This window comes from Pseudomonas sp. A-RE-19 (genome assembly GCF_019956555.1).
GTDB lineage: Bacteria > Pseudomonadota > Gammaproteobacteria > Pseudomonadales > Pseudomonadaceae > Aquipseudomonas.
The window spans coordinates 40,909-65,952 of sequence record NZ_JAHBDQ010000012.1 but is presented as its reverse complement, the minus strand read 5'-3'; the positions used below and the strand labels follow the sequence as shown (position 1 = coordinate 65,952).

At 60.1% G+C, this 25,044-nt stretch carries 24 protein-coding genes and 1 pseudogene; 15 read left to right on the top strand and 10 right to left on the bottom strand.

Features of this window, described 5'->3' with window-relative positions:
- The first annotated feature begins 1 nt into the window (after nucleotide 1).
- Together fahA and maiA are read left to right on the top strand one after the other, a co-directional pair.
- Nucleotides 2-1,306: a fumarylacetoacetase gene (fahA, locus tag KGB14_RS10085; RefSeq protein WP_223486172.1), complete on the top strand. Its 1,305-nt coding sequence runs from the start codon at nucleotides 2-4 to the stop codon at nucleotides 1,304-1,306.
- A gap of 12 nt (nucleotides 1,307-1,318) precedes the next feature.
- On the top strand, nucleotides 1,319-1,954 hold the full coding sequence (gene maiA, locus KGB14_RS10080; RefSeq protein WP_223486170.1) for a maleylacetoacetate isomerase: 636 nt from the start codon (nucleotides 1,319-1,321) through the stop codon (nucleotides 1,952-1,954).
- Between the two features lie 513 nt (nucleotides 1,955-2,467).
- Here maiA and KGB14_RS10075 read toward each other — a convergent pair.
- Nucleotides 2,468-3,271, bottom strand: a complete 804-nt coding sequence (locus KGB14_RS10075; protein ID WP_223486168.1) for a SirB1 family protein — start codon at nucleotides 3,269-3,271, stop codon at nucleotides 2,468-2,470.
- Nucleotides 3,272-3,454: 183 nt separating this feature from the next.
- Here KGB14_RS10075 and KGB14_RS10070 point away from each other — a divergent pair, with 183 nt between their 5' ends.
- From KGB14_RS10070 to KGB14_RS10055, 4 genes are all read left to right on the top strand, one after another.
- Nucleotides 3,455-4,474: a Glu/Leu/Phe/Val dehydrogenase family protein gene (locus tag KGB14_RS10070; RefSeq protein WP_223486166.1), complete on the top strand. Its 1,020-nt coding sequence runs from the start codon at nucleotides 3,455-3,457 to the stop codon at nucleotides 4,472-4,474.
- Between the two features lie 131 nt (nucleotides 4,475-4,605).
- A complete protein-coding gene (gene pdhA, locus KGB14_RS10065) occupies nucleotides 4,606-5,700 on the top strand; it encodes a pyruvate dehydrogenase (acetyl-transferring) E1 component subunit alpha (protein ID WP_223486164.1) in 1,095 nt (364 codons plus the stop codon).
- Nucleotides 5,693-6,682 carry an alpha-ketoacid dehydrogenase subunit beta gene (locus tag KGB14_RS10060; protein WP_223486162.1) on the top strand — a complete coding sequence of 330 codons (990 nt, stop codon included), beginning with the start codon at nucleotides 5,693-5,695 and terminating at the stop codon, nucleotides 6,680-6,682. The genes pdhA and KGB14_RS10060 overlap by 8 nt, the downstream gene beginning before the upstream one ends.
- Before the next feature lie 28 nt (nucleotides 6,683-6,710).
- A complete protein-coding gene (locus tag KGB14_RS10055; protein ID WP_223486160.1) occupies nucleotides 6,711-7,820 on the top strand; it encodes a dihydrolipoamide acetyltransferase family protein in 1,110 nt (369 codons plus the stop codon).
- A 174-nt stretch (nucleotides 7,821-7,994) separates the two neighbouring features.
- Here KGB14_RS10055 and KGB14_RS10050 read toward each other — a convergent pair.
- Nucleotides 7,995-8,234 (bottom strand): annotated as a pseudogene (locus KGB14_RS10050) (YebG family protein); the annotation flags it as partial.
- A 368-nt stretch (nucleotides 8,235-8,602) separates the two neighbouring features.
- On the opposite strand from KGB14_RS10050, the gene KGB14_RS10045 reads away from it, so the two are divergent.
- On the top strand, nucleotides 8,603-9,103 hold the full coding sequence (locus KGB14_RS10045) for a phosphate-starvation-inducible protein PsiE (protein WP_223486157.1): 501 nt from the start codon (nucleotides 8,603-8,605) through the stop codon (nucleotides 9,101-9,103).
- Here the strand turns inward: KGB14_RS10045 and KGB14_RS10040 are convergent.
- The gene (locus KGB14_RS10040; RefSeq protein WP_223486155.1) at nucleotides 9,100-9,417 is read right to left on the bottom strand and encodes a DUF3509 domain-containing protein; all 318 of its coding nucleotides are present in this window, start codon (nucleotides 9,415-9,417) and stop codon (nucleotides 9,100-9,102) included. The two genes, KGB14_RS10045 and KGB14_RS10040, sit on opposite strands and share 4 nt — an antisense overlap.
- A gap of 42 nt (nucleotides 9,418-9,459) precedes the next feature.
- Here KGB14_RS10040 and KGB14_RS10035 point away from each other — a divergent pair, with 42 nt between their 5' ends.
- Nucleotides 9,460-9,735 carry a hypothetical protein gene (locus tag KGB14_RS10035; protein ID WP_223486152.1) on the top strand — a complete coding sequence of 92 codons (276 nt, stop codon included), beginning with the start codon at nucleotides 9,460-9,462 and terminating at the stop codon, nucleotides 9,733-9,735.
- Here KGB14_RS10035 and KGB14_RS10030 read toward each other — a convergent pair.
- Nucleotides 9,717-11,018, bottom strand: coding sequence for a serine/threonine transporter (locus tag KGB14_RS10030; RefSeq protein ID WP_223486150.1), 1,302 nt, complete (start codon nucleotides 11,016-11,018; stop codon nucleotides 9,717-9,719). The two genes, KGB14_RS10035 and KGB14_RS10030, sit on opposite strands and share 19 nt — an antisense overlap.
- A 63-nt stretch (nucleotides 11,019-11,081) precedes the next feature.
- Nucleotides 11,082-12,458 carry an L-serine ammonia-lyase gene (locus tag KGB14_RS10025; protein WP_223486147.1) on the bottom strand — a complete coding sequence of 459 codons (1,377 nt, stop codon included), beginning with the start codon at nucleotides 12,456-12,458 and terminating at the stop codon, nucleotides 11,082-11,084.
- Nucleotides 12,459-12,594: 136 nt separating this feature from the next.
- Here KGB14_RS10025 and KGB14_RS10020 point away from each other — a divergent pair, with 136 nt between their 5' ends.
- The gene (locus KGB14_RS10020; RefSeq protein ID WP_223486145.1) at nucleotides 12,595-13,542 is read left to right on the top strand and encodes a LysR substrate-binding domain-containing protein; all 948 of its coding nucleotides are present in this window, start codon (nucleotides 12,595-12,597) and stop codon (nucleotides 13,540-13,542) included.
- A 213-nt stretch (nucleotides 13,543-13,755) separates the two neighbouring features.
- Nucleotides 13,756-14,163, top strand: a complete 408-nt coding sequence (locus KGB14_RS10015; protein WP_223486143.1) for an HPF/RaiA family ribosome-associated protein — start codon at nucleotides 13,756-13,758, stop codon at nucleotides 14,161-14,163.
- 170 nt (nucleotides 14,164-14,333) lie between these two features.
- Here the strand turns inward: KGB14_RS10015 and KGB14_RS10010 are convergent, their stop codons facing one another.
- Entirely contained in the window at nucleotides 14,334-15,218 is an 885-nt protein-coding gene (locus KGB14_RS10010; protein WP_223486141.1) for a helix-turn-helix domain-containing protein, read from the bottom strand.
- Nucleotides 15,219-15,356: 138 nt separating this feature from the next.
- Between KGB14_RS10010 and KGB14_RS10005 the strand changes: the two genes are divergently transcribed.
- Nucleotides 15,357-16,259: a DMT family transporter gene (locus tag KGB14_RS10005; protein WP_223486139.1), complete on the top strand. Its 903-nt coding sequence runs from the start codon at nucleotides 15,357-15,359 to the stop codon at nucleotides 16,257-16,259.
- A 29-nt stretch (nucleotides 16,260-16,288) separates the two neighbouring features.
- Here KGB14_RS10005 and KGB14_RS10000 read toward each other — a convergent pair whose 3' ends face one another.
- The 4 genes from KGB14_RS10000 to KGB14_RS09985 form a co-directional block, all read right to left on the bottom strand.
- Nucleotides 16,289-16,798, bottom strand: a complete 510-nt coding sequence (locus KGB14_RS10000) for a DUF2165 family protein (RefSeq protein ID WP_223486137.1) — start codon at nucleotides 16,796-16,798, stop codon at nucleotides 16,289-16,291.
- 142 nt (nucleotides 16,799-16,940) lie between these two features.
- On the bottom strand, nucleotides 16,941-17,915 hold the full coding sequence (locus tag KGB14_RS09995; protein ID WP_223486135.1) for a 2-hydroxyacid dehydrogenase: 975 nt from the start codon (nucleotides 17,913-17,915) through the stop codon (nucleotides 16,941-16,943).
- Between the two features lie 196 nt (nucleotides 17,916-18,111).
- A complete protein-coding gene (locus tag KGB14_RS09990; protein ID WP_223486133.1) occupies nucleotides 18,112-18,489 on the bottom strand; it encodes a DUF6124 family protein in 378 nt (125 codons plus the stop codon).
- Between the two features lie 329 nt (nucleotides 18,490-18,818).
- Nucleotides 18,819-19,787 carry a LysR family transcriptional regulator gene (locus tag KGB14_RS09985; protein ID WP_223486131.1) on the bottom strand — a complete coding sequence of 323 codons (969 nt, stop codon included), beginning with the start codon at nucleotides 19,785-19,787 and terminating at the stop codon, nucleotides 18,819-18,821.
- 267 nt (nucleotides 19,788-20,054) lie between these two features.
- Between KGB14_RS09985 and KGB14_RS09980 the strand changes: the two genes are divergently transcribed.
- From KGB14_RS09980 to KGB14_RS09965, 4 genes are all read left to right on the top strand, one after another.
- A complete protein-coding gene (locus KGB14_RS09980; RefSeq protein WP_223486129.1) occupies nucleotides 20,055-21,554 on the top strand; it encodes an efflux transporter outer membrane subunit in 1,500 nt (499 codons plus the stop codon).
- 139 nt (nucleotides 21,555-21,693) lie between these two features.
- A complete protein-coding gene (locus KGB14_RS09975) occupies nucleotides 21,694-23,886 on the top strand; it encodes an FUSC family protein (protein ID WP_223486127.1) in 2,193 nt (730 codons plus the stop codon).
- Nucleotides 23,876-24,076: a DUF1656 domain-containing protein gene (locus tag KGB14_RS09970; protein WP_223486125.1), complete on the top strand. Its 201-nt coding sequence runs from the start codon at nucleotides 23,876-23,878 to the stop codon at nucleotides 24,074-24,076. The genes KGB14_RS09975 and KGB14_RS09970 overlap by 11 nt, the downstream gene beginning before the upstream one ends.
- A 25-nt stretch (nucleotides 24,077-24,101) precedes the next feature.
- Entirely contained in the window at nucleotides 24,102-24,950 is an 849-nt protein-coding gene (locus KGB14_RS09965; RefSeq protein WP_223486122.1) for an HlyD family secretion protein, read from the top strand.
- Nucleotides 24,951-25,044 lie beyond the last annotated feature (94 nt).

The following is a 25,044-nucleotide window of genomic DNA, read 5'->3' as shown; positions in this document are numbered from 1 at the left end:
CATGACGCAGACTTCCATCACTCGTAGCTGGGTTGCCTCCGCCAACGGCCACGGGGATTTTCCGCTGCAAAACCTGCCATTGGGCGTGTTCAGCGTGAAGGGCTCCGCGCCGCGCGCTGGCGTGGCGATCGGCGAGCATATCTTTGATCTGGAAGCGGCATTGGAGGCCGGGCTGTTCGAGGGTGCTGCGCGCACCGCCGTAGAAGCCACCCGTGGCGGTCAGTTGAATGCGTTCTTCGAATTGGGCCGCGATGCTCGCGTCGCCCTGCGCGAACGTCTGCTGGAACTGTTTGCCGAAGGCAGCACCCTGCACGGCAAGATCGAAGCCCAAGGCGCAAAACTGCTGCCGCTGGCGGCGGATTGCGAAATGCACCTGCCGGCGAAGATCAACGACTACACCGATTTCTATGTCGGCATCGAGCACGCGCAGAATGTCGGCAAACTGTTCCGCCCGGATAACCCGTTGCTGCCGAACTACAAGTACGTGCCGATCGGTTACCACGGTCGTGCCTCGACCATTCGCCCGTCCGGCACTGGTGTGCGTCGGCCGAAAGGCCAGACCCTGCCGGCCGGCCAGACCGAGCCGGTTTTCGGCCCGTGCGCACGTCTGGACTACGAACTGGAATTGGGTATCTGGATTGGTCCGGGCAATGAGATGGGCGACTCCATCGCCATCGGTGACGCCGCTGATCACATCGCCGGTTTCTGCCTGCTCAACGACTGGTCGGCACGGGATATCCAGGCTTGGGAATACCAGCCGCTGGGGCCGTTTTTGTCCAAGAGTTTCATCACCAGCATCTCGCCATGGGTGGTGACGGCCGAAGCGCTGGAGCCGTTTCGTCGTGCCCAGCCTGCGCGCCCAGAAGGCGATCCGCAGCCGTTGCCATACCTGTTCGACAAACGCGATCAGGCTGCCGGCGCCTTCGATATCGAACTGGAAGTGCTGCTGCTGACCGAAGCGATGCGCGAGCAAAATCTGCCGGCCCAGCGCTTGACCCTGAGTAACACCCAACACATGTACTGGACTGTCGCGCAGATGGTGGCTCACCACAGTGTTAACGGCTGCCAGCTGCAGGCCGGTGATCTGTTCGGTTCGGGCACCTTGTCGGGACCGGAAAACGGTCAGTTCGGCAGCCTGCTGGAAATCACCGAGGGCGGTAAAAAGCCGATCGAACTGGCGTCGGGCGAGGTGCGTAAATTCCTCGAGGATGGCGATGAAATCATCCTGCGCGCGCGTTGCAGCCGCGAGGGTTTTGCTTCCATCGGTTTTGGTGAATGCCGCGGCAAAGTATTGCCGGCACGTTGAGAGGGTCGGGTCATGGAACTCTATACCTACTACCGTTCGACCTCGTCATACCGGGTACGTATCGCGCTGGCGCTCAAGGGGCTGGATTACCAGGCGCTGCCGATCAACCTGATCGCGCCGCAAGGTGGCGAACATCGGCAACCGGCGTATCTGGGCATCAACCCCCAAGGTCGGGTGCCTGCCTTGCGCACCGACGAAGGCGAATTGCTGATCCAGTCACCGGCGATCATCGAGTATCTGGAGGAACGTTATCCACAGGTGCCGTTGCTCTCGAAAGACCTCGCCGCCCGCGCCCATGAGCGTGGCGTGGCGGCGGTGATCGGTTGCGATGTTCACCCGCTGCACAACGTCAGCGTGCTCAATAAATTGCGGCAATTGGGGCACGACGAGCCGCAGGTGGTTGAGTGGATCGGTCACTGGATCAGCCAAGGCTTGGCGACGGTGGAGCAATTGATCGGCGATGCCGGTTATTGCTTTGGCGATCAACCGGGGCTGGCGGACGTCTATTTGATCCCGCAGTTGTATGCGGCCGAGCGCTTCAATATTTCACTGCAAGCCTACCCGCGAATTCGTCGAGTGGCGGCGCTGGCGGCGACACATCCAGCATTCTTCCAGGCCCATCCGTCGAATCAGCCCGATACCCCATAACGAGGTAGCAAATGCCACAACCGTTCGGTCAGGCGAATCCGCTGGATCGGATCTGGCCCTGCAGGAGCGAGGCTTGCCCGCGAAGAACGATAACGCGGTGTTCCTGATGGACCGAGGCGCCTGGTTCGCCGGCAAGCCTGGCTCCTACAAGGAACAGTGATTAGTGGACGATCGAATTGGGCGGCAGGTGCCCTAATCGCTCGCTCAGGCGAATCCGCTGGATCGGATCTGGCCCTGTAGGAGCGAGGCTTGCCCGCGAAGAACGATAACGCGGTGTTCCTGATGGACCGAGGCGCCTGGTTCGCCGGCAAGCCTGGCTCCTACAAGGAACGGTGATTAGTGGACGATCGAATTGGGCGGGCAGGTGCCCTAATCGCTCGGTCAGGCGAATTCGCTGGATCGGATCTGGCCCTGTAGGCGCGAGGCTTGCCCGCGAAGAACGATAACGCGGTGTTCCTGATGGACCGAGGCGCCTGGTTCGCCGGCAAGCCTGGCTCCTACAAGGAACAGTGATTAGTGGACGATCGAATTGGGCGGCAGGTGCCCTAATCGTTCGGTCAGGCGAATTCGCTGGATCGGATCGTCGCTGAGCAGCAGCGCGTGTTCCAGGTCAAAACGCTCGGCATTCGGGCAGTCCAGCCGTTGATAGAGGCTGGCTCGTGCCAGGTAATCGGACGCGCTGGCGTTACCCAGTTCCAGCACGCGCTCGGCGTCGACCAAGGCGTCGATGTAGTCATCGTTCGTCAGGTACAACTGGCGCAGGTTGCGTGACAGCCGTTGCAGCATCTGCCCCGGTTCGGCGGTCTGCAAATGCTCGGCGCTGAGCTTCATGTTCGGGCCGTACTGGCGTTGCAACAATTCACGGCAATCATTGGGGTACAACCGGCGACCGCCGCACGGATCGAGCAGATGATCGTCTCCCGGTACCCGCAGCAGGAAATGCCCGGGGAAGTTGACCCCGACCATGGGGATCTCCAGCCTTCTGGCCAGTTCCAGCGCAATCAGCCCCAGCACCAGCGGCTGCCCCCGCCGACGTTCCAGCACTTTATGGAGCAACGCCACTTGCGGGCGCAAGGGCGTGGAATCGTCCTGAGCGAAGCCCAGATCATTCATGCGTCGCAACAACGGTTGCGCCAATTCATTCACCGGCAGCATCGGCAATCCGTAGCTGACCCGCTGTTGCAGGTCCGTGAAATCTGCCAGCACGGCCTCGGGATTCAGCTCTTTATCATGTTCGGCGGCAATCCACAGCGCCGCCTCGAACAGCGCGGGCGGCGATCGTTGCAGACAGTCGAAAAAGCATTGGCGCGGGGTCATCAAAATCTCCGGGGAATGCCTCGTTTTAGCCCCGTCCCGCGTTTTCGTCCAGTGCCGCACACAGGCAGTAACAGGTTATGTCAAAAAGCCTTTAAAGCAGCGTCGCTTATTCCGGTGCGCTTCTGCAATTTTTGTGCGCAAGCCTATACTGGCGACTACAAGAAGTGATTCGGGAGCCTTACGATGTTCGCTCTCATGCAAAGCACTCGCCTTGAATCGCTGCACCTGAGCGTCGACCCCGTCACCGGGTTGAAGGCGGTGATCGCCATCCATAACAGCCGTCTGGGACCTGCCCTGGGCGGGTGCCGTTATCTTGCCTATCCCACCGACGAATCCGCGATCGAGGATGCTGTGCGCCTTGCCCGGGGCATGAGTTACAAGGCAGCCCTGGCCGGTCTGGCCCAGGGCGGTGGCGTTGCGGTGATTATTCGCCCGCTCCATGTGGCCGATCGCGCCGCACTGTTCGAAGCCTTCGGGCGTTGCATCAACGAACTCGATGGTCGCTACATCACCGCCATCGACGCCGGCACCTCAGTGGCGGACATGGATTGCATCGCCCAACAGACTCAATTCGTCACCAGCACCACCGCCGCGGGCGACCCTGCACCCCACGCGGCCATGGGCGTGTTCGCCGGCATCCGCAGCACCGCCATGGCGCGATTGGGCAGCGATAATCTCGAAGGCCTGCGCATCGCCATTCAAGGCTTGGGCAACGTCGGTTATGCGTTGGCCGAACAGCTGCATGCCGCCGGTGCCGAACTGTTGGTCAGCGACATCGATCACGGCAAGGTGCAACTGGCCATGGAGCAACTGGGCGCTCATCCGATTGCCAATGACGCGTTGCTCAGCACGCCATGCGACATACTCGCGCCCTGCGGCCTGGGCGGTGTGCTCAACACCAACAGTGTGTCGCAACTGCGCTGCGCGGCGGTCGCAGGTTCGGCCAACAACCAATTGATCCATCTGGAAATCGCCGATCAGCTGGAACGCCGGGGCATTTTGTATGCGCCCGATTACGTGATCAATGCTGGCGGGCTGATCTACGTGTCGCTCAAACACCGTGGCGAAGAGCTGACGACCATCACCGCGCACCTGTCGAAAATCAGTTCACGGCTGACCGAAGTCTTCGCCCATGCCCAGGCGGAAAAACGTTCCCCGGCTCGGGTGGCGGATGAGTTGGCGGAGAAAGTGTTGTACCGGTGACGTTGTACGGGTGAAACGTTTGAATCGATAAAGGAGTGAGCGCCTATCCGGCCAACTTGCTCCCCAAGCCCCGCGCCATAAGCGTGGGGCCTGACCACCGCACGCCGACCCCGCGTGCCAGGAGCCCTGTGATGCTTCACAAGGTCGAGCTGCCTTACACTCGATTTTTATCCCCTGACGGCCAGCTGCTTGGCAATCTTCCTTCTTGGGCCGACGACTTCAATCTGCTGACGCGCCTGTATCGGCAGATGGTCCTGACCCGTCTTTTCGATCAGAAAGCGGTCGCCCTGCAACGGACCGGACGCATCGGCACCTACGCGCCGACCCTGGGCCAGGAAGCCATTGGCGTCGCGATCGGCAGCCTGATGCACGCCGAAGATGTGCTGATTCCGTATTACCGCGACACCGCCGTGCAGTTGATGCGCGGCGTGCGCATGGAAGAAATTCTGCTGTATTGGGGCGGCGATGAGCGTGGCAGCGACTTTGCCGACCCGGCAGTGGCCGAGGATTTCCCGATCTGTGTGCCGATTGCCACTCAAGCCCTGCATGCCTGCGGCGTTGCCAGCGCCTTCAAGATCCGCGGCGAGCATCGGGTCGCGGTCACCACTTGCGGCGACGGCGGGACCAGTAAAGGTGACTTCCTCGAAGCGCTCAATGTTGCCGGTGCCTGGCAGTTGCCGGTGGTGTTTGTGGTCAACAACAACCAATGGGCGATCTCGGTGCCGCGCCGAATCCAGTGCGGTGCACCCACCCTGGCGCAGAAAGCCATTGGGGCCGGCTTCCACGGTGAACAGGTCGACGGCAACGACATGCTCGCCGTTTACGACCGCGTGCAAGCGGCACTCGAACGGGCGCGCCACGGTAAAGGCCCGGTGTTGCTCGAATGCCTGAGCTATCGCCTCGGCGATCACACCACCGCCGACGATGCCACGCGCTATCGGCCGGCGGAGGAGGTCAAGCAGGCCTGGCTCGAAGAACCGATCAAACGCCTGCAACGCTTTATGGCCGGGCAGGGGGTGTGGGATGAAAGCCGCGAGCAGGCGCTGATCAGTGAATGTCAGGGCCTGGTGCAGCAGGCTGTGGATAACTTCGACGCGGCGGGCATGCAGGCACCCGAATCGGTCATCGATTATGTGTACGCGCAGTGGCCGCACGCCTTGGCCGAACAGCGCGAAGAGTTTCTCGAACGGGTGGCGCGCCGAACGGGAGGTTCGGGCCATGAGTAACGGTAAGGTGACGCTGCTGGAAGCGGTGAATCTGGCGTTGCATCGGGCCATGAGCGAAGACGAAAACGTCATCGTCCTCGGTGAAGACGTCGGGGTGAACGGTGGCGTGTTTCGCGCCACGCTGGGATTGCGCGACAGCTTTGGCTTCAAGCGAGTGATTGACACGCCGCTGGCCGAAACCATGCTCGGCGGGCTGGTGGTGGGCATGGCGGCCCAAGGCCTGAAACCGGTGGTGGAAATTCAATTCATGGGCTTCATCTACGCCACCATGGAGCACTTGGTGTCCCACGCCAGTCGCATGCGTAACCGCACGCGGGGGCGGATCACTTGCCCGATGGTGATGCGCTCGCCGATGGGCGCGGGTATTCGTGCGCCAGAGCATCACAGCGAAAGCACTGAAGCCCTGTTCGCGCATATCCCGGGGCTGCGGGTGGTGATCCCGTCCTCGCCGGCCCGGGCCTATGGCTTGTTGCTCGCGGCCATCGACGACCCGGACCCGGTAATATTTCTCGAACCGACCCGACTCTATCGAATGAACCCGCAACCGCTGCTGGATGACGGCAAGCGTCTGCCGCTGGACAGCTGTTTCACCCTGCGCGAAGGCAGCGACATCACCTTGATCAGTTGGGGCGCCAGCGTGATGGAAACCCTGCAAGCCGCCACGCAACTGGCCGAACAGGGGATTTCTGCGGAAGTGATCGATGTTGCCAGCATCAAACCGCTGGACCTCGACACGATGGAAGCCTCGGTGCGCAAGACCGGTCGCTGCGTCATCGTGCATGAAGCGCCACGCTCTTGCGGTGTCGGCGCGGAAATCGCCGCCAGTCTCTACGAGCGAGTGTTGCTGGAATTGCAGGCACCGATCCAGCGAGTGACCGCGCCGGACATCCCGCCGCCGTTGTATCGACTGGAATCGCTGTACATCCCCAGCGTCGAAGACATTCTTCATGCCTGCGATACCGTCCTGTTGCACCACCCCTGAAGAGACGCCTGAGGCCGAGGAGGTTGCGATGAAATATTTCAAACTGCCGGATCTGGGCGAAGGTTTGCAGGAGGCGGAAATTGTCCGCTGGCACGTCAAGGTCGGCGACAGCGTCAAGGCCGACCAACTGTTGGTGTCCGTGGAAACCGCCAAGGCGCTGGTGGACATCCCCGCGCCCTATGACGGCGTAGTGGCAAAAACTTTCGGTGGCGAGGGCGACATCCTTCACGTTGGCGAACCACTGCTCGGTTACGAAGGTGAAGCGGATGCGGGCACCGTGGTGGGACGGCTTGAGGGCGGCGGCACGAATCAGGAGGATGCATTTTTTATCGGCGCTGCGCCGTCGACCCGCGAACACCTGGCAAGCCGTGCCACGCCGGCAGTGCGTCAACTGGCTCGGCAGCTCGGCATTGAACTGAGCGCATTGGTCGGCTCCGGCCAGGACGGTCTGATCACCCGTAGCGATGTGGAAAACGCGGCCGAGGCGGAACGTGAGCGTTTTGGTGGCGAGAAACTGCGCGGTGTGCGACGCAGCATGGCGCTGAACATGGCCCGGTCCCATGCCGAAGTGGTCCCGGTGACGATTTTCGGCGACGCCGACCTGCATCGCTGGGGACAGGCGCGAGAACCGCTGATTCGTCTGGCCAAGGCCATGGCGGCGGCCTGTGCCATCGAGCCGGTACTCAACAGCGCCTTCAACGGTAAAACCTTTTCACTTAAACAACACGAACGGCTCGACCTGGGCATTGCCGTGGACACCCCGGACGGCTTGTTCGTGCCGGTGCTGCGCGATGTCGGCAATCGCACGTCAGAGGATTTGAAAGAGGGCGTCATGCGCCTGCGGGCCGATGTGCAGGCACGCTCGATCCCGCCTAAGGAAATGATGGGCGCCACCCTGACCCTGTCGAACTTTGGCACCTTGTTCGGTCGCTACGCCAACCCGGTGGTGGTGCCACCGCAAGTGGCGATCCTTGCCGCCGGCGCGATTCACGATGAACCGGTGGCGGTCGAGGGCGCGGTGGTGGTGCACCCGATTCTGCCGCTGTCCCTGACGTTTGATCACCGTGTAGTCACCGGAGGCGAGGCGGCGCGGTTCTTCAAAGCGTTGGTCGAAGCGTTGGAACAACCTGAGGCTTAAATTTTCCACGGGCATGAAAAAGGCCCTGAGCCATTTGACTCAGGGCCTATTCAATTCGGGCATTGCTTACTTTGGCGTCTTGGCGGCTTTGGCTGGCTTGGTCGGCTCAGCGCCCGCGGCTTCAACAGGTGCAGCGACTTCAACAGGTTCAGCGACTTCAGCGGGTACATTGAGCAATTCGGACAGCGCGTCCGGCTGGCTCTTGAACGCCTTGGCGAACACATCGCGGTTTTTCGCCATGTAGATCCCGGCTTCTTCCACTTGCTGTTCGGTCAGGGACGGAACGGCTTTTTGCAACACTTCGGCCAGCAATTCGGCCAGTTCGAGCATTTTGTCATGACGGTCAGCTTCGGCTTTATCCATGAACAAGCGCTCCAGATCTCGGCTGCTGCGGTATACCACTTCGACGGCCATTCACCACCTCACATGCCTTCACATTAGTTGTCTGTTTCGACTACTGTATTTATATACAGCGAAAAGGATAAGCGAATCCCTGCGCTTTGGGTAGTGGCTTTTTAATGTAGACCGTAATCGGTGTTTGTCAGGTGAACCGTGGCGCTCCCATCGCGAGCAGGCTCGCTCCCACAAGAGATCTGCGGCGTTCACAAAACCATTGTGGGAGCGAGCCTGCTCGCGATGGGGGCCGTCCAGACACCACAAAAGTGTCCAGTAGCAGCCCATTGCCATCTCACCCAACAGCCTCTGGCCTTTTTTCTGCATGCAGAACAACCGTCACGTCCAACCCGCATCATCCGCTCGAACCGAGCTAAGGAACAATCAAAGTGAAAATCAACTGGGCCGAAAACCTGCGGCAGAACGTGCATCAACTGGCCGAATCCCTGGGCAACCTGTTCGTCGAGACCTTCCACTATCTGGCACTGTTCGCCATCGGTGCCGTGACCGCGTGGGCAGCGGTGATGGAATTCTTGCAGATGATCGAGGCGGGGCACATCAAGATCGATGACATCTTGCTGCTGTTCATCTACCTCGAACTGGGGGCGATGGTCGGGATTTACTTCAAGACCAACCACATGCCGGTGCGCTTCCTGATCTATGTGGCGATCACTGCGCTGACGCGGCTGCTGATCTCCAACGTCTCGCACCACAATCCGCCGGACCTGGGGATCATCTACCTGTGCGGCGGGATTCTGCTGCTGGCGTTTGCGATTCTGGTGGTGCGTTATGCGTCGTCGCAATTTCCTTCGGTGAAGATCGAACACCCACAGCGCAAGATCGGTGTGGGTTCCGGTGAGCATCCCGAAGTGGAGAAGGGCGAGCTTTAAAGCCCCACGGAAGGTCGGGGCCGGGATTTGACCAGTGGCGGCGGCGGGTTACGGTTGTCGCCGTCGGTCATGGCTTCGAGGATGGACACGGCGCTGTGGCCCTGTTCGATGGCGATACCGAACTGAATGCTTTGCACCAGGCGTTTGAGGCGTTTGGGGTCATTGCGCTGTTCGGCGCTGATCATCCGCTTGGCCACCACGCGGCCACTTTTGGACAGGGTCAGCATGATGCTGCCGTCCAGACCCTGAATGCTCAGGTTGATCTGATAATCCGGTGCAAAGGCATCGGTAATGAGCTGAAAGGGGTTGTCCATGATGCGTCACCGCCTGATTGAACGTGCAGTTGTTGACCGGCCATGATCGGGATTAGTTCGCAACACCAGACCATCGGCCATTCCTTAGCCATATCGCCATCATCGCTTTTCGTAGGAGCTGCCGAAGGCTGCGATCTTTTGATCTTGATGTTCGGTGAAGGCGCTGAAGATCAAAAGATCGCAGCCTGCGGCTGCGCCTACAGAGGCATAGCAAGGTGCATGCCGGAAAAATTGTCGAACAATGATCACGGCAAAAAGAAGGCGGGCACCCTGGCCCGCCTGCTTTTTGCCTGCCCGTTTCAGGGCATGAATGAATAGATGATCGCAGACAGTGCAATCAGACCGATCAGTACCACAAACACGTTCGAAGCCTGACCCGAGTACTGGCGCAAGGCCGGCACGCGGCGGATGGCGTACATCGGCATCAGGAACAACAGGCACGCGATGATCGGCCCGCCGAGGGTTTCGATCATGCCCAGGATGCTCGGATTGAAGGTCGCCACGGCCCAGCAGCTGAGGATCATGAACAGCGCGGTGATGCGGTTCAGCCAGCTGGCGGACATGACGCGACCACGGCCACGCAGGCTCTTCACAATCAGGCCCTGAAAGCCTTCGCTGGCGCCGATGTAATGGCCGAGGAAGGATTTGGTGATCGCCACCAGCGCAATCAACGGCGCCGCGTAAGCGATGACCGGCGTCTGGAAGTGGTTGGCCAGGTACGACAGGATCGAAATGTTTTGCGCCTTCGCCGCGGCCAAATCAGCCGGGGACAGCGCCAGCACGCAGCTGAAGCAGAAGAACATCACCGTGACGACCATCATGGCGTGAGCGATCGCGAGAATGCCGCTGCTTTTGCGTTCGGCTTGTTCGCCGTAACGCTGTTTCTGATCGACGGCGAAGGCGGAGATGATCGGCGAATGGTTGAACGAGAACACCATCACCGGGATCGCCAGCCACAAGGTCTTGAAGAACAGCGGCAGCGGCATGCCTTCACTGGCGGTGGCGAAGAATGCGCCGTTCCAGTTTGGAATCAGACTGACACCGAGCAACAGCAACGCCGCAACGAACGGATAAACCAGCACACTCATGAATTTGACGATGACGCCCTGACCGCAACGGACGATGGCCATCAAGCCGAGAATCAACCCCAGCGACAGAATCGCCCGAGGAGGAGGCGTCATGTGCAACTGGTGCTCCATGAGGCTGCTCAGGGTGTTGGTCAGCGCTACGCTGTACACCAGCAGAATCGGGAAGATCGCGAAGAAATACAGCAGCGTGATCAGCTTGCCGGCACCGATGCCGAAGTGTTCTTCCACCACGTCGGTGATGTCCCCGGAACGTCCGGACAACACGAAACGCGTCAGGCCACGGTGGGCGAAGAAGGTCATCGGAAACGCCAGCACCGCCAGGAGCAGCAGCGGCCAGAAACCACCGACACCGGCGTTGATCGGCAGAAACAACGTGCCGGCGCCAATCGCCGTGCCGTAGAGGCCAAGCATCCAGGTGGTGTCGTGTTTGCTCCAGCCTTTGTGGGATATTTCGCTATTACGGGTCAGGTCTACAGCAGGATTATCGGCAGCAGGTGTACGTACATCGGTCATCGTTTTTGCCTCGTTATTATTCTTGCTCGGGCTCACGTGTTGCAGACGGTCAGGGAATGCTCCTCAGCACTCCACCCAGCTCACCGCCAGGCCGCCCCGTGAAGTTTCTTTGTATTTGTCATGCATATCGGCACCGGTATCGCGCATGGTGCGGATTACCCGGTCCAGGGAAATGAAGTGTTTGCCGTCGCCGCGCAGGGCCATTTGCGTGGCGTTGATCGCTTTCACGGCGGCAATTGCATTGCGCTCGATGCAGGGCACCTGCACCAGACCGCCAACCGGGTCGCAGGTCAGGCCGAGGTTGTGCTCCAGGCCGATTTCGGCGGCGTTTTCCAGTTGCTCGGGAGTCGCTCCGAGCACGTCCGCCAAACCGGCGGCGGCCATGGCGCAGGCGGAACCGACTTCACCCTGGCAGCCGACTTCGGCGCCGGAGATCGAGGCGTTTTTCTTGCAGAGAATGCCTACAGCGGCAGCGCCCAAAAAGAACGCCACGACGTCATCGTCCGACGCGTCCGGGTTGAATTTCATGTAGTAGTGCAGCACGGCGGGAATGATCCCTGCCGCCCCGTTTGTAGGCGCGGTGACCATCCGTCCGCCAGCCGCGTTTTCTTCGTTCACGGCGAGGGCGAACAGGTTGACCCACTCCATGGCCGACAGGGTGGAGCTGATGACATTCGGCTTACCAATTTCCAGCAGGCTGCGGTGCAATTTCGCGGCGCGGCGCGGCACATTCAGACCGCCGGGCAGGATGCCTTCGTGACGCAAACCTTGCTCGACGCACTCGCGCATCACCGACCAGATATGCAGCAGCCCCTGGCGGATCTCGGCATCACTGCGCCAGGCCCGTTCGTTGGCCATCATCAGCTCGGAAACCCGCAAACCGTGTTGGTTGCAGAGCTTGAGCAATTCGGCGGCGCTGGAGAAATCGTAGGGCAGCACCACATCGCTGGCCGGGGCAATGCCCGACTCGGCTTCGGTTGCTTCGATGATGAAACCACCCCCCACCGAGTAGTACGTTTGCTCGAACAATTCACCGGTTTCGCCGAAGGCTGTCAGAGACATGGCGTTGGGGTGGTAGGGCAGGCTCGCGTCCAGCAGCAGGAGATCGCGCTGCCAGTTGAAGGCAATGGTCGATTTGCCTGCCAGACTCAGTTCGCCGGTTTCACGCAAGGTCTGGATTCGGCTGTCGATTGAGTTGGGATCAATGCTGTCTGGCCATTCGCCCATCAGGCCCATGACGCAGGCACGGTCGGTCGCGTGGCCGACGCCGGTGGCCGAAAGGGAGCCATAGAGTCGGATTTCTACCCGCCGTACGTCGGGCAGTAAATGTTGCTCAATCAGGGCTTGGGCGAAGGTTGCGGCGGCGCGCATTGGGCCGACGGTGTGGGAGCTGGACGGACCGATACCGACTTTGAAGAGATCGAAAACACTGATAGCCATGCTAAAGCCTATACAAGCAATGGAAGAGGAATCGCTGCCATTTTTTGTAGGACAAGCGCAAGGTCGGCGATACTGCCAACCTCGGTACTACATGACCAACGAAACTTCCTAAGACAGCCTTTAGCAGGACTAAACAATGAGTCGCCAATTGCACGCCCAGACCTATGTCTGGCTGCACGTGTTTTCTTGTGCCGCGCGGCACTTGTCCTTCACCCGATGTGCTGAAGAGCTGCACATCACACCGGGTGCGGTCAGTCAGCAAATTCGGCAACTGGAAGAGCGGCTGGGTTTTCGCCTGTTTCATCGTCGCGCCCGGGGCGTGGAGTTGAGCGCCGAAGGCCAGCGACTGGCCATCACCGTCAACGAGGCATACGGCAGCATCGACGCAGAATTGCGACGATTGGACGCCGGAATGATCAGCGGGATTTTGCGGCTGCGCTCGATTCCGTCGTTCCTGAGCAAATGGCTGACCCCGCGACTGCCCCGTTTGCAGCAGCGCTTCCCGGACATTCAATTGCGCCTGGTGGCCGAGGACAGCAGCGTGCCCCTGCACGAGGGCGACTTCGACTTGGCCATCGACCTGAACGACGGCAGTTATCCCGGATTGTTATCCACAGCCTTGTTGGACGAGCAGATCTTTCCGGTATGTGCCCCGAGCCTGTTGCGCGCAAGGCCGCCACTGCACGGCCCGGCAGACCTGGTGCATTTTCCGTTGCTGCATGACATCACCGCCTGGCGCGGCAGTTATGAGTACGCGGAATGGGAGTTCTACCTCAACGCTATCGGCTTCGAGGGCGCGGATGTGCGGCGCGGGCATACCTTCAATCGTAATCACCTGACCATCGAAGCGGCGATTGCCGGGATGGGCGTGGCGATTGCGCGGCGAACGCTGCTCAACGATGAACTGGAGCGCGGGACATTGATCGTGCCGTTTGGCCTGGCGGTGCCGAATCACAAGCGTTACGTGCTGCTCTATGCGCCGGGTGCGCTGAGCCATCCGGGCGTACGCGCGGTGCATGACTGGCTGGTGGAAGAGGCGGGGATATTTCGTAGTCTGCATCCGCTGGCGGAGCAGCAGATGTGAGCAATTATGACAAAAGAACGAGGCGACCCAACTCCCGACCTTAACAGCGCTTTTGCCTGTTGTCCGGCTTTTTTTGCGAATCAATATTTATCTTTTTTTAGGGGTTGAAATGTTCTGCGCGGACACCGATTGTGTAACCAAGAGGTCACGGTGATGACGCCCAAGGGCTAGCTGACCGGCCTCTCGCGAGCTAGCTGAAATAAGGGATGAACTATGCAAATCCAAGTCAATAGCGATAACCATATTCAAAGCAGCATCCGACTGGAGGAGTGGGTACGTACTACCATTGAGAGCACGCTCGAACGTTATGAGGAGGACCTGACCCGCGTCGAGGTCCATCTGCGGGACGAGAACGGCGACAAGCCTGGTCCCCACGATATGCGCTGCCAGCTGGAAGCGCGGCCAAAAGGCCACCAACCGATTTCTGTCACTCATAAAGCTGACTCCCTGGAACTGGCGATCGACGGGGCAGCCGAAAAACTCGAACATGCGCTGGAACACTTGTTCGGCAAACTGCGAGGTAAACCACGTGCTGCTGTAGTGCCGTTCGAAAGGCCAACTGCCGATGCGCTGCTGGAAGACGAGTTTCTCGAGAACGAACAGGCTGCGCAAAACGGCTGAAGCCTGATTCACTTTTTACCTTTCCACTTCTCTCCACCTAAAAAACGGGCCTGCTTATGCAGGCCCGTTCTTGTTTCAGCATCCATCGGTGCCCACCATCAGGCTCGTCAACCGGGCCGAACGCATGCTCCTGTAGGAGCTGCCGAAGGCTGCGATCTTTTGATCTCGCTTTACCGCAAAAACGCCTGCCGATATTCCCCGGGCGTGCCACCCAAAGCCTGGCGAAACCGATTGGTGAAATGACTCGCACTGGCAAACCCACAGGCCAACGCAATATCCCCCAACGGCTGCGACGTCCCGCGCAATAACTCCCGCGCGCGGCTCAGTCGCCGGGCCAACACATACTGATGCGGCGGTAAGCCGAAGGTCTCACGGAACATGCGCGCAAAGTGGTATTCCGACAGCGCGCACAATGCCGCCAACTGCCCGAGGCTGATCGCTTCAGCCAACTGATGGTCGATGAATTCCACCAGCTGGCGCCGTTGATGCGCCGCCAATCCACCCTTGAGGCGCAGGCCCTGACGCACGCCGACCTGGCTGAGCAGGGCATGGCTGAGCATTTCGTGCGCCAGACTGCTGGTGAGCAGGCGTTCGCCCGGTTCGTCCCAGTTGAGGGCGATCAACTGCCGAAAGTGCCGGGCTTGCTGCGGGTCTTCGAGGAACGTGCGCTCACGCAACTGCAATTCCCGCGGCTCGCGATCCAGCAACGTGACGCAACCAAGGGCAAATTGTTCGGGACTGAAATACAGGTGGGCCAGGCGAATGTTGCCGTTGATGACCCAGCCAGATTGATGGTCGGCCGGCAGAATGCACAGCTTGTCCGGGCCGCCCTTGGTGCCGGGCTGGTCGCGGCGAAAGGTGCCGGTGCCGCCGGCGATGTAGCACGACAGCGTGTGATGGCTCGGCGCTTCGTAGTCCTGGGCGTCGTGGTGGTTGCTCCACAAAGCTGCAGCCAAGCCGTCACCGAGCTCGGCGCTGTGCTCCAGGCGAGCATTGGGCGAGCGGTTGAGGGCTTGAAAGACTTGCAGGGTATCGAGTGACACGAGTGCGGCCATGATCGGTTCTCTCCAACGCTTTGCATCCTACTCCGTAGACGTTGGCCTGCCAGCCCGCGGGCCGACAAAAGCGCAAGTTTATGCAAGTGCAAAAAGGTTTCGCGCCGGACACTGAAGGCCTATTCAGGAGTCTTCGCCATGAACCTTTCGTTGTATCTGCTCACCGTGCTGATCTGGGGCACCACCTGGATCGCCTTGAAATGGCAACTGGGCGTGGTGGCCATTCCAGTGTCGATCGTCTATCGCTTCGGCCTGGCCGCACTGATGCTGTTCGTGATGTTGCTGCTCAGCCGGCGCCTGCAACCGATGAACCGTCGTGGGCATCTGATTTGCCTGGCGCAGGGCTTGTGCCTGTTCTGCATCAATTTCATGTGCTTCCTCACCGCCAGCCAGTGGATCCCCAGCGGTCTGGTCGCCGTGGTGTTTTCCACCGCCACCTTGTGGAACGCCTTCAATGCACGGGTGTTTTTCGGCCAGAAAATTGCCCGTAACGTGCTGCTGGGCGGCGCGTTGGGCTTGCTGGGGCTTGGCCTGTTGTTCTGGCCGGAGCTGGCGGGTCATACCGCCAGCCCGGAAACCTTGCTCGGGTTGGGTCTGGCGTTGCTCGGCACCTTGTGCTTCTCGGCCGGCAACATGCTGTCGAGTCTGCAGCAGAAGGCGGGCTTGAAACCCTTGACCACCAATGCCTGGGGCATGGCTTATGGCGCGGCGATGTTGTCGGTGTGGTGCCTGGTCAAAGGCATCCCGTTCGACATGGAATGGAATGCCCGCTATATCGGCTCGTTGCTGTACCTGGTGATTCCGGGCTCGGTCATCGGTTTCACCGCCTACCTGACGCTGGTCGGGCGCATGGGGCCGGAGCGGGCAGCGTATTGCACGGTGTTGTTCCCGGTGGTGGCGCTGAATGTGTCGGCGTTTGTCGAAGGCTATCAATGGACGGCGCCGGCACTGGTGGGGCTGGTGCTGGTGATGTTGGGGAATGTGTTGGTGTTCCGTAAACCGAAGGCGCCGATGGTGCAGGGGAATGGCAAACTGGCGTGAAGTACCCTGTTGATCGAGCACTTAGTCACTCAGCGCTCGATCCTGATGGCCATATAAATCAGTAACGGCAATATAAAGTCGACAATGTGCCGGGCCCAGTCCTTGGCGTTCCAGGTTTGCGACTCGTCCATGTTGAACCATTCGACACCGACGACTTGAAGGCAAATGTAATAAACGAATATGGCGATTAATAATCCGATAATCGAAAACTTCTTCGCCTCGTGAAAGGCGTCGGCAGAAGCCTCTCTATTTCGGTAAAGATGATAGGTTCCCAACAGACAAAATCCGGTATAGAGAACTTCCAGGGTGATGATGAACCAGTAGATTCTATGGTGGAGCATGGGCGAGGTAATCGCTCGGTAGCTCAGGTTCGGATTGTCACGGGTGGTGTCCATGCTGAGAATATGGCCCACATACTCATAGTTGGATGCGTAGTCGGTAAAGTTGCTGTACATCACCATCAGGCCAAAAAAACTGATATAGGCCATCAATATGATTTTGCTGTATCTGATGAGTTGGTCGGTTGTCGACGAGTTCAAGGCTTTTGCTCTCCATAACTAAGTCCCGTGAGGGTTGTGTAAGTAATGGAGAGTCTATAGTGCGGATCAGTTTTACGACGACGGACTGAATTGCAAAGTATGTAGAGCGCGGGCAGGCGTTTGAAGTGCCTGCCCGTTTTAGTTAGCCTTTCCACACTTGCGGATTCACCAGATCCTGCGGCCGTTCACCCAGCAAGGCGCTGCGCAAGTTGGCCAAGGCACGGTTGGCCATGGCTTCACGGGTTTCGTGGGTCGCCGAGCCGATGTGCGGCAAGGTCACGGCGTTTTTCAGCTGGAACAATGGCGATTCGGCCAACGGTTCTTTCTCGTAGACGTCCAGCCCGGCACCGCGAATCCGGTTGTTTTGCAGTGCTTCGATCAGCGCCGGTTCGTCCACGACCGGGCCGCGTGCGATGTTCACCAGAATGGCGCTCGGTTTCATCAGCGCCAATTCGCGGTGGCTGATCAAGTGCCTGGTCTTTTCGCTGAGCGGCACCACCAGGCAGACGAAGTCGGCTTCGGCCAGCAGTTGATCGAGCGTGCGGAACTGCGCACCGAGCTCCTGTTCCAGTTCGGTCTTGCGGCTGTTACCGCTGTAGATAATTGGCATGTTGAAGCCCAGGCGACCGCGACGGGCAATGGCCGCGCCGATGTTGCCCATGCCGACAATCCCTAAGGTTTTGCCATGCACATCGCTACCGAACAACGGCGCGCCGACGGTGGCTTGCCATTGACCGGCCTTGGTCCAGGCATCCAGCTCGGCAACGCGGCGGGCACTGCTCATGAGCAAGGCAAAGGCCAGGTCGGCGGTGCTTTCGGTGAGGACGTCGGGGGTGTTGGTGAGCATGATCCCGCGTTCGTTGAAGTAGGCGAGGTCGTAGTTGTCGTAGCCGACCGAGACGCTGGAGACCACTTCAAGTTTTGCGGCATTTTCCAGTTGCGCGCGACCGAGTTTGCGGCCAACGCCGATCAGGCCGTGGGCGTGGGGCAGGGCTTCGTTGAACTGGGCGTTGATGTCGCCGTTTTTCGGGTTCGGCACGACCACGTCGAAGTCTTGTTGCAGGCGTTCGATCATGGGCGGGGTGATGCGGCTGAAAGCGAGGACGGTTTTTTTCATTGGAAGCGGCTCGTCGGGCTTGGAGAATGCCAAGCACGCTAACATTCTTCCCGGACATTATGCGAGCGCTCGGATTGCCGGGTGTAGGCCATCCAAAACGGTAGGAGCGAGGCTTGCCCGCGAAGGCGGTGTGTCAGGCAAATTAAATGTTGAATGTTAGAAAGTCTTCGCGGGCAAGCCTCGCTCCTACAGGGGATTAGCTGTGAGGCGCGGGTTTTGGTACGTTGAGGTTATCCAGCATCCGGTTCACCGTCAGCTCGGCCAGCATGACGATCTGTTGAATTGCCATCACCGTGTGCCGATGCGGGCCTTCCAGATAGCCCGCAAAATCACTCGCCATCACACTGGCCTGGGCCAACGACTCACAGGTATGGGCCAACAAGTCTTCATCTTTGATATTCGGCGCAACCATGAACATCGTGCTCGGCTTGCGGGTAGCGGGTGATTTGAGGGCCTCGGGATTGAGGTAGTGGTCGAGCGCCCGTTCAGCGGCATCGTTGAGTTTTTTGGAATTGGGGGATTCGTAGGGGGAAACGTCGTCGGTTTCCGGGGGATTCGGTGTTTCTTTAATCATGGAAATTACTCTATGACAGGATTAATAGAGCTGCCATTTTCGTTTCCAAGCGAAAGGGTGGCAGCCATGCGCGGTCTGGAAAACCGGAAATCCCATCAAACCCGGCAGACCCGAAGGTCTCCCGCGCACAGCCGCCATAACAAGGAATTGCGTGCAGAAAAAAGCGCCGCAGTATGCCATGTGCTGTGATGGGAATATCAGGTTTCCAAGCCTGGTCACTGATTTGGCAGCGACCCCCAAAGCCTACCCACTTCGCTTCCGACGCAACAACCGTCAAAACTTGTCGGAAATGTCCCTGAATCTCGGCGATTTGTAGGACCGTCTGTAGCTCAATTCGCCACCCGAACCCCACCCAAACTCCCACTCAACTCATACGCCGCCAATTCCGCCTGATGCGCCGCCAATATCTCCGGCAACGAGCCGCGCAAGTACTCCACCCACGTCTTGATCTTCGCATCCAGATACTGCCGCGACGGGTAGATCGCATACAGATTCAGTTCCTGGGAGCGGTAATTCGGCATCACCCGCACCAGCGTGCCGTTGCGCAGCCCTTCAATGGCCGCATACACCGGCAAAACGCCGACCCCCATGCCACTGGTGATCGCAGTCTTCATCGCGTCAGCGGAGTTCACCAAAAACGGCGAGCTATTAATGGTGACCATTTCCTGGCCATCGGGGCCGTCGAAGGCCCACTTCTCCAGCGGGATCACCGGGCTTACCAGGCGCAAGCACATATGGTTCAGCAAATCGCTGGGTTTCTGCGCACAGCCGTTGGCTTTCACATAGGCCGGCGATGCGCAAACGATGCTGTAGGTGATGCCCAGGCGTTGGGAGACGAAGCCCGAGTCCGGCAGTTCGCTGGCGAGCACGATGGACACGTCGTAGCCCTCGTCGAGCAGATCCGGCACGCGGTTGGCCATGGTCAGGTCGAAGGTCACGTCCGGGTGGGTTTTGCGGTAGCGGGCGATGGCGTCGATCACGAAGTGCTGACCGATACCGGTCATGGTGTGCACCTTGAGTTGCCCGGCCGGGCGCGCGTGGGCGTCGCTGGCTTCGGCTTCGGCTTCTTCGACGTAGGCCAGGATCTGCTCGCAGCGCAATAAGTAGCGCTTGCCGGCTTCGGTCAAGGCGATACGGCGGGTGGTGCGGTTAAGCAGACGGGTTTGCAGGTGGGCTTCCAGGTTGGAGACCGCGCGCGAGACGTTGGCCGTGGTGGTGTCGAGTTGCACGGCGGCGGCGGTGAAGCTGCCGGCTTCGGCCACGTAACTGAAGGCGCGCATGTTTTGCAAAGTGTCCATGGGGTGCTCTCGGGTGCGATGGCAAATTGTGACACGAAGTTTCAGTGTCTGAGACCCCGACTAAGGGATTATCGCGTTAACGGTAACAAAGATTCACAGGATTCCCGGCTTATCGCCAACAGAGCCCACCCCTAGAATTGCGCCCACCTATGCAGGAGCTGCCGCAGGCTGCGATCTTTTGATCTTCGCTTTTAACAGCAACATCAAAAGATCGCAGCCTGCGGCAGCTGCTACAGGGGATCTCCCTCATCTCAGGAAATCGCAGCAGTGCCGCGTCGCATCAACAGAGCGCTCAAGACGCTCAGTGTTTTGGCTTTAACCCTGGCAATCAGCGGCTGCATCGGAACCGCAGGTATTGCCCCACAGGGCAAGGCACTGGAGGCTGGTTCACTGGCCACCGATGAAGCCATTCAGAACGCCGCTCAGGATGCTCACTGGCCGACCGCCCACTGGTGGCAAGCCTACGGCGACCCGCAACTGAACCGCTGGATCGACCTCGCCCTGCAAGGCAGCCCGAGCATGGCCATGGCCGCCGCGCGAGTGCGTCAGGCCCGGTCCATGGCTGGCGTTGCCGAGTCCGCCGAATCGTTGCAGATCAACGGCCAATCCACCCTCAAGCGCCACAACTGGCCCACCGATCAGTTCTACGGCCCCGGCGAGTTGGCCAACACCACCACCTGGGACAACAACGCCGCACTGGGCTTCAGCTATGCCCTGGACCTCTGGGGTCGCGAAAGCAACGCCACCGAACGCGCCGTGGACATGGCCCACATGAGCGCCGCCGAAGCACGGCAAGCCCAGCTCGAATTGCAGAACAACATCGTGCGCACCTACATCGAGCTCTCGTTGCATTACGCGCAGCGGGACATCGTCGCGGCCACGTTGAAGCAGCAACAGCAAATCCTCGACCTTGCACACAAACGTCTGGATGGCGGCATCGGCACGCATTTCGAAGTCAGTCAGGCCGAAACACCGCTACCGGAAACCCATCGGCAAATTGATGCGCTGGACGAAGAAATCGCCCTCAGCCGTAACCAGCTCGCAGCCTTGGCCGGTAAAGGGCCGGGGGAGGGCGCGCAGTTGCAACGGCCGACACTGTCGCTGGGCGCGGCGCTGAAGTTGCCATCGTCGCTGCCGGCGCAATTGCTGGGTCAACGCCCGGACGTGGTTGCCAGTCGCTGGCAAGTCGCAGCTCAGGCGCGAGGTATCGATGTCGCCCACGCCGGTTTCTACCCCAACGTCGATCTGGTTGGCAGTCTCGGCTACATGGCCACCGGCGGTGGGGCGCTGGAGTTTTTGACTGGCAAGAAGCTCAACTACAGCGTCGGCCCGGCGATTTCATTGCCGATCTTCGATGGCGGCCGTTTGCGTTCGGAGCTGGGCGAAGCCTCGGCGGGTTACGACATTGCCGTGGCCAGGTACAACCAGACGCTCGTCAACGCGCTGAAGAACATCTCCGATCAGTTGATCCGCCGCGAGTCGATGGACAAGCAGCAGGCCTTCGCCGCCGAGTCGGTGGCCACGGCGCAGAAGACCTACGACATCGCGATGATCGCGTATCAGCGCGGGCTCACCGATTACCTCAACGTGCTCAATGCGCAGACGTTGCTGTTCAAGCAGCAACAGGTGCAACAACAGGTTCAGGCCGCACGCTTGAGTGCTCACGCGGAGTTGGTGACTGCTTTGGGCGGAGGCCTCGGCGCTGGCAACGACGTACCGAATGCCGAGAAAACCCAGCCCCCGAAAACCCCGGTTCTTTTGCGTTGAACACAAAACCTGTGGGAGCGAGCCTGCTCGCGATAGCGGTGTGTCAGTCGACATCAATGTTGAATGTGACATCGCCATCGCGAGCAGGCTCGCTCCCACAGGTTCTGCGTCTTAACCGAATCTCAATGAGCAGAATTTCATGACTCCCTTGCCCGCACCTTTGCGCTGGCTGTATTCCCTTGAATGGCGCCGGGGGTTCTTCGACTGGGCACGCAGCGACGGCGTGAGCTGGGTGTACATTTTCAAGGTGCTGTTCGCCGCGTTCCTGACCCTGTGGCTGGCCATGCGTCTGGAGTTGCCGCAACCGCGCACCGCGATGATCACCGTGTTCATCGTCATGCAACCGCAAAGCGGCCAGGTGTTCGCCAAGAGTTTCTATCGCTTCCTCGGCACGTTGGCCGGGTCGGTGGTCATGGTCGCCCTGATTGCCTTGTTTGCGCAGAACACCGAACTGTTCCTCGGCTCGCTGGCGATCTGGGTCGGCCTCTGCTCGGCCGGCGCGGCGCGTTATCGCAACTTCCGCGCCTACGGATTTGTGCTCGCCGGTTATACGGCGGCGATGGTCGGATTGCCTGCCCTGGCTCACCCGGATGGCGCGTTCATGGCGGCAGTCTGGCGCGTATTGGAAATCTCCCTGGGGATTCTCTGCTCGACACTGGTCAGCGCCGCGATCCTGCCGCAAACCGCCAGCGCCGCGATGCGCAATGCCTTGTATCAGCGCTTCGGCGTGTTTGCCTTGTTTGTCACCGATGGCTTGCGTGGCCGCAGTCAGCGCGAGGCATTTGAAGCGAGCAACGTACGCTTTATCGCTGAAGCGGTGGGGCTGGAAGGCTTGCGCAGCGTCACGGTGTTCGAAGACCCGCACATGCGTCGGCGTAATGGGCGGCTCAGTCGCTTGAACAGTGAGTTCATGGGCATTACCACGCGCTTCAATGCCCTGCATCAGTTACTCGAACGCCTGCGCAGCGGCGGCACCGATCATGTTGTCGCGGCGATCAAACCGGGGTTGCAGGACTTGGCCGAAGTGCTCGATGGTTTCAGCGGTCGCGCCTTGACCAGCCCCGACGCCGCACGCCTGGCCACCGCGTTGGCGACCTATAAGCAACACTTGCCGGCGCGCGTGCGCAGCCTGCGGACGTCCTTTCAGGAGAGTGATCCGAGCGACGCCGATCAGCTGGATTTTCACACGGCCTACGAGCTGCTTTATCGCTTCGTCGACGACCTGCACAGTTATGCACAGACTCATGCGTCCCTGGCCGATCACAGCCACGAACGGGAACGCTGGGACGAGCCCTTCACCCCGCAAACCAACTGGCTGGCCTCGGCGGCGTCGGGCATTCGCGCCGCGTTCATCCTGGTGGTGCTCGGCAGTTATTGGGTCGCCACCGCGTGGCCGAGCGGGGCGACCATGACCCTGATCGCTGCCGCCACCGTCGGTCTTTCAGCGGCGACACCGAACCCCAAACGCATGGCGTTTCAGATGGCCTGCGGGACGTTGCTCGGGGCGCTGATCGGCTTCGTCGAGATGTTTTTCATCTTCCCCTTGATCGATGGTTTTCCGTTGCTTTGCGTCATGCTGGCGCCGGTGATCGTGCTTGGATCGTTCCTCACGTCACGGCCGCAATATGCCGGGGTTGGCCTGGGATTGCTGATCTTCTTCAGCACCGGTTCGGTGCCGGACAACCTCACCGTTTACAACCCTTACGCCTTCATCAACGACTACATCGCCATGATCATGGGCATGCTGGTGTGCGCGGCGGCCGGGGCGATCATTCTGCCGCCCAACAGCCGCTGGTTGTGGCGGCGCCTGGAGCAGGATTTGCGCGGGCAAGTGGTGTATGCCATCAGCGGCAGACTCAAGGGTCTGGCGTCGAGTTTCGAAAGTCGCACCCGCGATCTTTTGCATCAGGCTTACGGTCTGGCAGCGGGACAGCCGCAGGTGCAACGGGACTTGCTGCGCTGGATGTTCGTGGTGCTGGAAGTCGGCCACGCGATCATCGAGTTGCGCAAGGAACAGGCGATTCTGCCGGTGCACCCGGCGTATGCCGAATCTCAGCCGTGGCGCCAGTCAATCCGGGTGATGGGGCGTTCGCTGGTGCGGCTGTTTCTGCAACCGAGCCAGAGCAATCTGGAGCGTGCATTGGTTGCGGTCGACCATGCGATCGGCCGCGTGCAAGCCACCGACGAACCCTTCGCGCCACACTTCGACACCTCCGCCTTGCGCCGGGTGAAGAGCTACCTGCACTTCATCCGCACCTCGCTGCTCGACCCGCAATCACCGCTGGCATCGATCGCCACTGCCAAGCGCCAAGGACTTGAACATGCCTCGTGAAATCGCCTTCCACGGCGTGTACATGCCGACCATGACCCTGATGTTTTTCATTGCGGCGGCGCTGGCCTGGGGCCTTGACCGGTGCTTGTCCGGGTTCGATCTGTACCGCTTCTTCTGGCACCCGGCGCTGCTGCGCCTGAGCCTGTTTACCTGTCTGTTCGGCGCCCTGGCGCTGACTGTTTACCGTTGACTCTCTATTTCTGAAGAAGGCCCTGATGAAAAAGCTTTTCAGCCTGCTCGCGACCCTGTTGGTGTTGGCCCTCGCCCTGTGGATCGGTCGGACCCTGTGGGTGCATTACATGGACACGCCCTGGACCCGTGACGGCCGGGTGCGCGCCGACATCATCAACGTCGCCGCCGACGTCACCGGTGAGGTAGTGGACGTGCCGGTGCGCGACAACCAATTGGTGAAAAAGGGCGACCTGCTGCTGCGCATCGACCCCGAGCACTACCGCATCGCGGTGAAACAGGCGCAGTCGCTGGTGGCCTCGCGCAAAGCGACGTGGGAGATGCGCAAGGTCAACGCCCATCGTCGTGCCGACCTCGACAGCCTGGTGGTCTCCAGGGAAAACCGTGACGACGCCAGCAACATTGCCGACTCGGCCCTGGCCGATTACCAGCATGCCCAGGCCCAACTGGAAGCCGCCGAACTGAACCTCAAACGCACCGAAGTGCGCGCGGCGGTGGACGGTTATGTGACCAACCTGAACGTGCATCGCGGCGACTACGCGCGTATTGGCGAAGCGAAAATGGCCGTGGTCGACATGAACTCGTTCTGGGTTTATGGCTTCTTCGAAGAAACCAAACTGCCCCATGTGCGCGTGGGCGATAAAGCCGACATGCAATTGATGAGCGGCGAAGTGCTCAAGGGCCATGTGGAAAGCATTTCTCGCGGAATCTATGACCGCGACAACCCGGAGAGCCGTGAGCTGATCGCCGATGTAAATCCGACCTTCAACTGGGTGCGTCTGGCGCAGCGGGTGCCGGTGCGGATTCACATTGATGAAGTGCCGGAGGGCGTGCTGTTGGCGGCGGGGATTACTTGCACGGTGGTGGTTAACTAACCGTTAGACCGGGTCGCGTCCATCGCGAGCAGGCTCGCTCCCACACTGATCGAGTGTGGACGCTGATTCGGTGAACCACGCAAATCCCCTGTGG